Origin of the sequence: Pseudomonas marincola, from assembly GCF_900116605.1 — a bacterium.
GTDB lineage: Bacteria > Pseudomonadota > Gammaproteobacteria > Pseudomonadales > Pseudomonadaceae > Aquipseudomonas > Aquipseudomonas marincola.
The window spans coordinates 108159-116836 of record NZ_FPBC01000015.1 but is presented as its reverse complement, the minus strand read 5'-3'; the positions used below and the strand labels follow the sequence as shown (position 1 = coordinate 116836).

The 8678-nt window shown below is 53.1% G+C and carries 10 protein-coding genes, 4 tRNA genes and 2 rRNA genes; all 16 read left to right on the top strand.

Going from position 1 to position 8678, the window contains the following annotated elements:
- A 23S ribosomal RNA gene (locus BM395_RS19815) occupies window positions 1–322 on the top strand; the annotation flags it as partial.
- Window positions 323–445: 123 nt separating this feature from the next.
- Window positions 446–561 (top strand): 5S ribosomal RNA (rrf, locus tag BM395_RS19810).
- A 390-nt stretch (window positions 562–951) separates the two neighbouring features.
- Window positions 952–1908 (top strand): bifunctional biotin--[acetyl-CoA-carboxylase] ligase/biotin operon repressor BirA, encoded by a 957-nt coding sequence (birA, locus tag BM395_RS19805; protein ID WP_090515081.1) that lies wholly within the window; start codon window positions 952–954, stop codon window positions 1906–1908.
- Window positions 1898–2647, top strand: a complete 750-nt coding sequence (locus BM395_RS19800) for a pantothenate kinase (protein WP_090515071.1) — start codon at window positions 1898–1900, stop codon at window positions 2645–2647. The genes birA and BM395_RS19800 overlap by 11 nt, the downstream gene beginning before the upstream one ends.
- An 8-nt stretch (window positions 2648–2655) precedes the next feature.
- The gene (locus tag BM395_RS19795; RefSeq protein WP_090515069.1) at window positions 2656–3330 is read left to right on the top strand and encodes an SPOR domain-containing protein; all 675 of its coding nucleotides are present in this window, start codon (window positions 2656–2658) and stop codon (window positions 3328–3330) included.
- Between the two features lie 144 nt (window positions 3331–3474).
- Window positions 3475–3559: transfer RNA gene (locus tag BM395_RS19790), tRNA-Tyr, on the top strand.
- Between the two features lie 24 nt (window positions 3560–3583).
- A tRNA-Gly gene (locus BM395_RS19785) sits at window positions 3584–3657 on the top strand.
- 27 nt (window positions 3658–3684) lie between these two features.
- Window positions 3685–3760 (top strand) — tRNA-Thr (locus BM395_RS19780).
- Window positions 3761–3845: 85 nt separating this feature from the next.
- Window positions 3846–5039, top strand: coding sequence for an elongation factor Tu (gene tuf / locus BM395_RS19775; protein ID WP_069901943.1), 1194 nt, complete (start codon window positions 3846–3848; stop codon window positions 5037–5039).
- A 53-nt stretch (window positions 5040–5092) separates the two neighbouring features.
- A tRNA-Trp gene (locus BM395_RS19770) sits at window positions 5093–5168 on the top strand.
- A gap of 42 nt (window positions 5169–5210) precedes the next feature.
- A complete protein-coding gene (gene secE / locus BM395_RS19765) occupies window positions 5211–5579 on the top strand; it encodes a preprotein translocase subunit SecE (RefSeq protein ID WP_090515067.1) in 369 nt (122 codons plus the stop codon).
- A 9-nt stretch (window positions 5580–5588) separates the two neighbouring features.
- Window positions 5589–6122, top strand: a complete 534-nt coding sequence (nusG, locus tag BM395_RS19760; protein ID WP_069901945.1) for a transcription termination/antitermination protein NusG — start codon at window positions 5589–5591, stop codon at window positions 6120–6122.
- 117 nt (window positions 6123–6239) lie between these two features.
- The gene (gene rplK, locus BM395_RS19755) at window positions 6240–6671 is read left to right on the top strand and encodes a 50S ribosomal protein L11 (RefSeq protein ID WP_069901946.1); all 432 of its coding nucleotides are present in this window, start codon (window positions 6240–6242) and stop codon (window positions 6669–6671) included.
- Window positions 6671–7366 (top strand): 50S ribosomal protein L1, encoded by a 696-nt coding sequence (rplA, locus tag BM395_RS19750; protein ID WP_069901947.1) that lies wholly within the window; start codon window positions 6671–6673, stop codon window positions 7364–7366. The genes rplK and rplA overlap by 1 nt, the downstream gene beginning before the upstream one ends.
- A gap of 198 nt (window positions 7367–7564) precedes the next feature.
- Window positions 7565–8065, top strand: a complete 501-nt coding sequence (rplJ, locus tag BM395_RS19745; RefSeq protein WP_069901948.1) for a 50S ribosomal protein L10 — start codon at window positions 7565–7567, stop codon at window positions 8063–8065.
- Between the two features lie 78 nt (window positions 8066–8143).
- A complete protein-coding gene (rplL, locus tag BM395_RS19740) occupies window positions 8144–8509 on the top strand; it encodes a 50S ribosomal protein L7/L12 (RefSeq protein WP_069901949.1) in 366 nt (121 codons plus the stop codon).
- Window positions 8510–8678: the final 169 nt, after the last annotated feature.

The window sequence follows — 8678 nt, the reverse complement described above, 5'->3', positions numbered from 1 at the left end:
GTTTAGAACGTCGTGAGACAGTTCGGTCCCTATCTGCCGTGGACGTTTGAGATTTGAGAGGGGCTGCTCCTAGTACGAGAGGACCGGAGTGGACGAACCTCTGGTGTTCCGGTTGTCACGCCAGTGGCATTGCCGGGTAGCTATGTTCGGAAAAGATAACCGCTGAAAGCATCTAAGCGGGAAACTTGCCTTAAGATGAGATCTCACTGGAACCTTGAGTTCCCTAAAGGGCCGTCGAAGACTACGACGTTGATAGGTGGGGTGTGTAAGCGCTGTGAGGCGTTGAGCTAACCCATACTAATTGCCCGTGAGGCTTGACCATATAACACCCAAACAATTTGATGTTTGAGTGTCTCTGGAAGTAGAAACACCGAAAGTTTGCGAAACTACAAAGCATCACATACCCGATTCGAAGCAGCGTCCCTGACGAGGCTTCAACAAATTGCTTGACGACCATAGAGAATTGGAACCACCTGATCCCATCCCGAACTCAGAAGTGAAACGATTCATCGCCGATGGTAGTGTGGGGTTTCCCCATGTGAGAGTAGGTCATCGTCAAGCGCCTATACCAAAACCCCAGATCGTGAAAACGGTCTGGGGTTTTACTTTGTGCGCTGGAAAATGGCTGGGTGTTCGGAAGCGGCGGGCAGCAGGCAGCTAAGCGGCGCCACGACTATCGCAAGCTGTTTAGCCCCGCTGCGCGGCGCTAAACAACAGCGAGATCCACGGCTTTGCTATCGAGTGCACGTTGCATCTATGAAGATGCAGCCAACGAAGCGACATCAGTGTCGCAATCGCTCTAAATCGCGGGCTGAATGGGCGTTTATTTATTGATCGCAGTGTTGCCGGTCTATAAAGAGTGGTCACGCGGGTAATAAAGCTGTGCCTGTTTGGTAGGCAAGTACAGGGTGCATCGTTATCATGCGCACCTTATTGCTCGGTGAGAATTCTATGTTGCAGCTGTTGAGGCTATTACAGGACGGACAGTTTCACTCTGGTGAGGCCCTTGGGGCGGAACTGGGTGTGAGTCGCGCTGCGGTCTGGAAGCAGCTGCAAAGTCTGGAGGCTGAACGAGGGCTGCGCTTTCACAAGGTCCGCGGTCGCGGATATCGGCTTGAGATGCCTTTGGTGCTGCTCGATGAAGCCAGCCTTGCGGCAGGCTGTCAGCATTGGCCAATTACCGTGGTTGAAGTTGTCGACTCCACCAACGCCGAAGTACTCCGTCGTTTACAGGCAGGCCAGTCTGCTCCTATGGTGGTCACCGCGGAGCAGCAAACAGCAGGCCGTGGTCGCAGAGGCCGGCAATGGGTTAGCCCGTTTGGGCAGAACCTGTATTACAGCTTAGCTATACGTATCGAGGGCGGCCTGCGCCAACTTGAAGGCTTGAGCCTGGTTGTAGGGTTGGCCCTTGCCAAGGCTTTGCAGCAGATGGGCGTCCAACAAACTGCATTAAAGTGGCCCAACGATGTACTGGTCGAAGGTGCGAAGATAGCCGGAATTCTTGTTGAGATTGCGGGTGATCCGGCTGATGCCTGCGATGTGGTGATTGGTATTGGTGTTAACGTCAATATGCCTGCTGAGGCCGAAGGCATTGATCAAGCCTGGACATCGGTCAGTGCGCAGTTGGGCTGCTTGGTCGATCGCAATGCTTTGGCTCTGAAGCTGGGCGATAACCTCGCGCACTATCTCGAGCAATATTTGCAGCAGGGTTTTTCTAGTCTGCTTGATGAGTGGCAGGACAATCATGCATGGCAGGGCAGGTCTGTAAGGCTGAGCGCGGGTGATCGCCATGTCGATGGGCGGGTACTGGGCGTGCATGCTTCTGGTGCTTTGCGATTGGAGGTTGATGGTGTTGAACAACAATTTAGTGGCGGCGAGCTCAGCCTGAGGTTGCGTGATGATTCTTGAGCTTGACTGCGGTAACAGCTTTATCAAGTGGCGGCTGGTTAATAAAGGTGGTCTGAAAGCTGAACATGTCGGTGTGGTCGGCTCTGATGCCGAACTGCTGCAGGCTGTCGGCAATACCGGGCAAGATGTTCAAGCTTGCCGGCTGGTTAGTGTGCGCAGCGATGTGGAGACTGATCAGCTCGTGGCCAGTCTGGCAGAGCGCTTCAATGTGCAGTGTTCGCGGGCCCAATCTGTACATTCGCTGGCAGGCGTGCGTAACGGTTATGAGGATTACCAGCGGCTGGGTCTTGATCGCTGGCTCGCGCTAGTAGGCGCTTATGCATTGTCAGGTGGGCAGAGCTGTCTGGTGCTCGACCTTGGTACCGCTGTGACCTCTGACTTGGTGACGCGCGAAGGTGAGCATCTGGGCGGGTATATTTGCCCCGGAATGCCGCTGATGCGCAATCAGCTGTGTACCCATACGCGGCGTATCCGCTATGACCAGCCTACGGCTGAGGAAGCCCGGCATAGTTTTGCTCCAGGTAAATCGACTGCGGAGGCGGTGGAGCGTGGTTGCTCTATTATGCTTCGCGGCTTCGTGCAGGCGCAGTTGGATATGGCTGGCGAGTACCTGGGGGCGGACTTTGCAGTATTTATTACTGGGGGCGATGCTGCGTTGGTTGAAGAGATGCTGCCACAGGCGCGGATAGTGCCGGATTTGGTATTTATCGGCTTGGCTGCCGCTTGCCCGCTTAATTGAGGTCGCTCATGCGTTGGTTGTTTTTGTTGTTGTTAGTGCTCAATGCTTTTTACTACGTCTGGCATCAGCAGCAAGTGCCGTTGCGGGCGAAGGAAGTGTTGCCGTTAGCGGTGGCGCAGCAGAGTGACCGTGCTATTCGCTTACTCAGCGAATCAGAAACGCAACTGCGCCGTGAAGCGCCTCCCGCAGCCCAAGAGCCTGAAGAGGCCTGCTTGTTCCTGGGCAAGTTTGATCAGGAGGCTGATGCCGCTCAGGTCGAGCAGCGCTTGTTGAGTCTGGATATTCGTTCAGCTACCCAGGCAGTAGAAGGGCAGGCGGGTCAAGATTACTGGGTGTATCTGCCGCCTTTGGGTAACAGGGATGCCTCGTTACGACTATTGCGCGAGTTGCAGGGGCGTAAAATTGATAGCTTTCTGATCAGTGAAGGCGAGCTGAACAACGGTATATCGCTTGGTATCTATCCGCGCAGGGATTCGGCGCAAAGCGTAATGCAGCGTTTGAGTGATGCTGGATACCAACCCCAGCTTAAAGAAATGCCGCGTGCTAGCCGCAGTTACTGGGTGCGAATTGCTCCAGATGGCCGACGTTTGCTGGATGATCAGCTTCTGCAGAAATTAGCTTTTGACTTCAATGGCTTAGAGCATCAAATAATGCCGTGTAAAGGTGTTGCATCGCAGCGATAGATTGCATATGATGGCGCCCGCTTCGCAGTGGTCGCCTTAACAGGCAGCGCTTAGAAGATGCTGACAAGCAGCTAACCTCAGGATTTAAATGAGAAAAAGCTTGACAGTAGGGTGGCAGATCTAGAAAATGCCGCCTCACAATTTGGAGGGATTCCCGAGCGGCCAAAGGGATCAGACTGTAAATCTGACGTCATCGACTTCGAAGGTTCGAATCCTTCTCCCTCCACCAGATTTAGCGAGAGCAGCAAGCTCCGCGGGTATAGTTCAGTGGTAGAACGTCAGCCTTCCAAGCTGAATATGCGGGTTCGATTCCCGCTACCCGCTCCATGTTTGCTGCGTCGCGATGGAAATATCGCTCATGTAGCTCAGTTGGTAGAGCACACCCTTGGTAAGGGTGAGGTCAGCGGTTCAAATCCGCTCATGAGCTCCATTCTAATAAAGGCAGATATGCAAGTATCTGCCTTTGTTTTAATGGTGGTAATACTCGCGTAACTATTCGTCGGGAGATAGTCAAAATGGCTAAAGAGAAATTTGAACGTAGCAAGCCGCACGTAAACGTTGGCACTATTGGTCACGTTGACCACGGTAAAACAACGCTGACTGCTGCACTGACCAAGGTTTGTGCTGAGGCATTCGGTGGTGCTGTCCGTGACTTCGCTCAGATTGACAGCGCTCCGGAAGAAAAAGCCCGCGGTATTACTATCAATACTTCGCACGTTGAGTACGATTCGACTATTCGTCACTACGCGCACGTTGACTGCCCAGGCCACGCTGACTATGTGAAGAACATGATCACTGGTGCTGCTCAGATGGATGGCGCTATCCTGGTTTGCTCGGCCGCTGATGGTCCGATGCCGCAAACTCGTGAGCACATCCTGCTGTCCCGTCAGGTTGGCGTTCCGTACATCGTTGTCTTCCTGAACAAGGCTGACATGGTAGACGACGCTGAGCTGCTGGAGTTGGTTGAGATGGAAGTTCGTGACCTGCTGTCGACTTACGACTTCCCGGGCGACGACACTCCGATCATCATCGGTTCGGCTTTGATGGCTCTGAACGGCCAAGACGACAACGAGTTGGGCACCACTGCCGTTCGTAAGCTCGTTGAGACTCTGGATACTTACATTCCTGAGCCTGTTCGCGTTATCGACAAGCCATTCCTGATGCCAGTAGAAGACGTATTCTCGATCTCGGGTCGCGGTACTGTTGTGACTGGTCGTGTTGAGCGCGGTATCGTTCGCGTTCAGGACGAAGTAGAGATTGTTGGTCTGCGTGAAACCACCAAGACTATCTGTACTGGTGTTGAAATGTTCCGCAAGCTGCTCGACGAAGGTCGTGCTGGCGAGAACTGCGGTATCCTGCTGCGCGGCACCAAGCGTGACGACGTAGAGCGTGGCCAGATCCTGTGCAAGCCAGGCAGCGTTAAGCCGCACACCAAGTTCGAAGGCGAAGTGTACGTTCTGTCGAAAGAAGAGGGTGGTCGTCACACTCCTTTCTTCAAGGGCTACCGTCCGCAGTTCTACTTCCGTACTACGGACGTAACTGGTAACTGCGAACTGCCGGAAGGCGTTGAAATGGTCATGCCAGGCGACAACGTGAAAATGGTTGTTACCCTGATCAAGTCGATCGCCATGGAAGATGGTCTGCGCTTCGCAATCCGCGAAGGTGGTCGTACCGTTGGTGCTGGCGTAGTTGCCAAAATCATCGAGTAAGTAGTTGATTTGTCCCTGTTAGGCCGACATAATGGTCGGCCTAATCAAGTTTTAGGTCAGTAGCTCAATTGGCAGAGCGACGGTCTCCAAAACCGTAGGTTGGGGGTTCGATTCCCTCCTGACCTGCCATTTTCAAATGAATTTGGCGCGTCTTTCACAGGATCCTCGTAAATGAATGCAAAGGCTGAAGCCAAAGAAACCCGCTTTGACCTGCTCAAGTGGCTGGTAGTTGCGGCTCTTGTAGTCGTTGGCGTGGTTGGTAATCAGTATTTCGCTGCTGAGCCGATTCTGTATCGCGTAATAGGCCTGTTGGTGGTTGCGGTCATCGCCGGTGTTGTTGCGCTGCAAACTTCGAAGGGTCAAGCCTTTGCGGTTCTGACTAAAGAAGCACGCGTTGAAATTCGTAAAGTAGTCTGGCCAACTCGCGCCGAAACCACCCAAACAACATTGATTGTTGTAGCGGTAGTTCTGGTTATGGCGCTGTTGTTGTGGGGTTTAGATTCCCTGCTTGGCTGGCTTGTTTCATTGATTGTCGGCTAAGGGTGTCCCGTGGCTAAGCGTTGGTACGTTGTGCATGCTTACTCGGGTTACGAGAAGCATGTTATGCGCTCTTTGATTGAGCGTGTAAAATTCGCCGGTATGGAAGACGGCTTTGGCGAGATTCTGGTTCCTACCGAAGAAGTGGTAGAAATGCGTAATGGCCAGAAGCGCAAAAGCGAACGTAAGTTCTTCCCTGGCTATGTTCTGGTTCAGATGGACATGAACGAAGGCACTTGGCACTTGGTCAAGGATACGCCTCGCGTCATGGGTTTCATCGGTGGTACGGCTGATAAGCCGGCTCCGATCACCGACAAAGAAGCTGAAGCTATCTTGCGTCGTGTGGCAGATAACGGCGATAAGCCAAAGCCGAAAACACTGTTCGAGCCGGGCGAAATGGTCCGTGTTATCGATGGTCCGTTCGCGGATTTCAGCGGTGTTGTCGAAGAAGTCAATTACGAGAAAAGCCGCATCCAGGTGGCTGTGACCATTTTCGGTCGCGCTACCCCGGTCGAGCTGGAGTTTAGTCAGGTCGAGAAGGCATAACTGACACAAGCATCCCATACCCCGCAGTTATCGACTGCGGGGTTTTGTCGTCACTGGGATAAACGCGTAAGTAACTGGGGAGCCGCAAGGCGTCAGAACCCAATATTGGAGTAGCTCATGGCTAAGAAAATTACGGCTTATATCAAGCTGCAGGTAAAAGCTGGACAAGCTAACCCGTCGCCACCTGTTGGTCCGGCACTGGGTCAGCACGGTGTGAACATCATGGAATTCTGCAAGGCGTTCAACGCCAAGACCCAAGGCCAAGAGCCAGGTCTGCCGACTCCAGTGATCATCACTGTATACAGCGACCGTAGCTTCACTTTTGAAACCAAAAGCACCCCGGCAGCAGTGTTGCTGAAGAAAGCGGCTGGTTTGACTAGCGGTTCCGCTCGTCCAAACACCGTTAAAGTTGGCACTGTAACCCGCGCTCAGCTGGAAGAGATCGTCAAGACTAAACAGGCTGATCTTACTGCTTCCGATATGGACGCCGCCGTGCGTACTATCGCTGGCTCCGCTCGCAGCATGGGCCTGAACGTGGAGGGTGTGTAATGGCTAAGTTGACTAAGCGTCAAAAGGCAATCGCTGAGAAAGTTGAAGCTGGTAAGGCTTATAACTTCGTTGAAGCAGCTGCTCTGCTTGCCGAAATCTCGGCTGTTAAGTTCTCTGAATCTGTAGACGTAGCAGTTAACCTGGGCGTTGACCCACGTAAATCTGACCAAGTTGTTCGTGGCGCTACTGTGCTGCCGAATGGCTCGGGCAAAACTGTTCGCGTTGCTGTGTTCACTCAGGGCCCAGCTGCTGAAGCTGCTCTGGCTGCCGGCGCTGACCGCGTAGGCATGGACGATCTGGCTGCTGAAATGAAAGGCGGCGACCTGAACTATGACGTCGTTATCGCATCGCCTGATGCAATGCGCGTTGTCGGTCAATTGGGTCAAGTGCTCGGTCCACGTGGCCTGATGCCTAACCCGAAGGTTGGTACTGTTACTCCTGACGTTGCTACTGCCGTCAAGAATGCCAAAGCCGGTCAGATTCGCTTCCGTACCGACAAAAACGGTATCATTCACGGTTCCGTCGGCAAGGTTGGCTTTGACGCCGAGAAATTGAAGCAGAACGTTGAAGCGCTGATCGCTGATCTTAAGCGTCTGAAGCCTTCGACTTCTAAAGGCGTTTACGTTAAGCGTGTGACCCTGAGCACTACCATGGGTCCAGGCCTGATCATTGATCAGGGTTCGCTCGACGCGTAATGACTTAAGCGGGTGCGTAATACGTGCCCGCTACAAAATTGGGGTCCCTGCTTTGCGGGGGCTATCCAAGACCGTAGGTGGCGCAAGCCTTAAACATGGAAGCCTACGCAGATGGTGCTCCCGATTCTTACCGAATCAGACACCAAAACGACATCCGGCTTCGGCCAGATGAAACGGTAACAAGCAGGAGTTTTACCCGTGGCAATTAAACTCGAAGACAAGAAGGCCATCGTCGCTGAAGTCAACGAGGCTGCCAAAGCTGCCCTTTCCGCTGTTGTGGCTGATGCCCGTGGCGTGACTGTAGGTGCTATGACCGGACTCCGTAAAGAGGCCCGCGCTTCTGGTGTGTACGTAAAAGTTGTACGTAACACATTGCTGCGCCGCGCTGTTGAAGGCACTCCGTATGAAGTGCTCAACGACGCGTTCAAAGGCCCGACCTTGATTGCTTTCTCGAATGAACATCCGGGCGCTGCTGCTCGTATCTTCAAAGAGTTCGCAAAAGGTCAGGACAAGTTCGAAATCAAAGCAGCCGCATTCGAAGGTCAACTGATCGCAGCCAACCAAATCGACGTATTGGCAACTTTGCCAACTTACGACGAGGCGGTTTCGCAGCTGATGAGCGTTATTCAAGGCGCTACCAGCAAGTTCGTTCGTACCTTGGCCGCTGTTCGCGACCAGAAAGAAGCTACCGCCGCCTAAGGCAGCGAGTCTCTTTCAATCAAAATTGTTTAATTTGATGGCCGCGTAGGCTGTCCCCCAATACAGGAAATTAGAGTCATGGCTCTGACTAACGAAGACATCATCAACGCCGTATCTGAAATGTCCGTGATGCAGGTTGTAGAACTGATCAAGGCAATGGAAGAGAAGTTTGGCGTTTCCGCCGCTGCTGCTGCTGGCCCAGCTGTTGCTGCTGCCGCTGCTGTTGAAGAGCAGACCGAATTCAACATCGTTCTGGTTGAAGCTGGCGAGAAGAAAGTAAACGTAATTAAAGCAGTTCGCGAACTGACTGGTCTGGGCCTGAAAGAAGCCAAGGCAGTGGTTGACGGCGCTCCTGGCGTTGTTAAAGAAGGCGCTTCGAAAGAAGAAGCTGAAGCCGCTAAGAAGGTTCTGGAAGAAGCTGGCGCCAAAGTCGAGCTTAAGTAAGCGAAGACCTTGCGTCTACAGCCCGAGCGACTCGCGTAAGGCTGATGGCTGGTGGCTTTTGCCACCGGCCTTTTTCCGTTCTAGTTCAACTGTTCGTCAGTTGAACTAGAACGGAAACCCACGCCTGAATAGGTGGTGGAGCAAACCATGATGGGTTTGCAAGAGTTTC

Bases quoted from the DNA above. Each gene is read 5' to 3' on its own strand.
- birA (WP_090515081.1), top strand. From the start codon at position 952: ATGTTGCAGCTGTTGAGGCTATTACAGGACGGACAGTTTCACTCTGGT.
- tuf (WP_069901943.1), top strand. From the start codon at position 3,846: ATGGCTAAAGAGAAATTTGAACGTAGCAAGCCGCACGTAAACGTTGGC.
- rplA (WP_069901947.1), top strand. From the start codon at position 6,671: ATGGCTAAGTTGACTAAGCGTCAAAAGGCAATCGCTGAGAAAGTTGAA.
- BM395_RS19800 (WP_090515071.1), top strand. From the start codon at position 1,898: ATGATTCTTGAGCTTGACTGCGGTAACAGCTTTATCAAGTGGCGGCTG.
- BM395_RS19795 (WP_090515069.1), top strand. From the start codon at position 2,656: ATGCGTTGGTTGTTTTTGTTGTTGTTAGTGCTCAATGCTTTTTACTAC.
- secE (WP_090515067.1), top strand. From the start codon at position 5,211: ATGAATGCAAAGGCTGAAGCCAAAGAAACCCGCTTTGACCTGCTCAAG.
- rplK (WP_069901946.1), top strand. From the start codon at position 6,240: ATGGCTAAGAAAATTACGGCTTATATCAAGCTGCAGGTAAAAGCTGGA.
- rplL (WP_069901949.1), top strand. From the start codon at position 8,144: ATGGCTCTGACTAACGAAGACATCATCAACGCCGTATCTGAAATGTCC.